The sequence below is a fragment of the Treponema endosymbiont of Eucomonympha sp. genome, assembly GCF_001028545.1.
This window is the reverse complement of record NZ_BBPW01000508.1, coordinates 1-527: the sequence shown is the minus strand read 5'-3', so window position 1 is coordinate 527 and position 527 is coordinate 1. Positions and strand designations below refer to the sequence as shown.

1 pseudogene is annotated in these 527 nt (G+C 60.2%); it reads right to left on the bottom strand.

Annotated elements, in window-relative coordinates:
- Positions 1-488: pseudogene (locus AWU74_RS07805) on the bottom strand (NADH-quinone oxidoreductase subunit F); the annotation flags it as partial.
- Between the last annotated feature and the right edge of the window lie 39 nt (positions 489-527).

Sequence of the window (527 nt, the reverse complement as noted above, 5' to 3'; positions counted from 1 at the left end):
ATTCCCTTATACCACGTCGCGCCTTTATTGACGATAAACGGCACGTTTGCAAACGTCTCAACGTTGTTGAGCAACGTCGGTTTTTCCCATAAGCCCTGCGCCACCGTCCGGTACCGTTTAACCCGCGGCATGCCGCGCTTTCCCCCTATGGAACCGGTCAGCGCGGAGCCTTCGCCGCAGACAAACGCGCCTGCTCCGCGGTATATGGTCAGCGCAAAGCTGAAGTCCGTGCCCAGAATATGCTCACCGAGCAAGCCCATATCCGTCGCCTGTCTGATAGCCGTGCGGAGCCGACTAACCGCCTGCGGGTATTCGGCGCGAACATAGACATACCCATGACTCGCACCCGCAGCCCGCGCCGCAATCAGCATTCCCTCAATCATCTGGTGCGGCACGCCTTCCATGACGCTCTGGTCCATGAACGCACCTGGGTCGCCTTCATCGCCGTTGCACACGACGTAGTGCGGAGACGCTTTCTGCGACAACACTTGCCCCCATTTGACGCCCGCAGGGAAACCTGCGCCGCC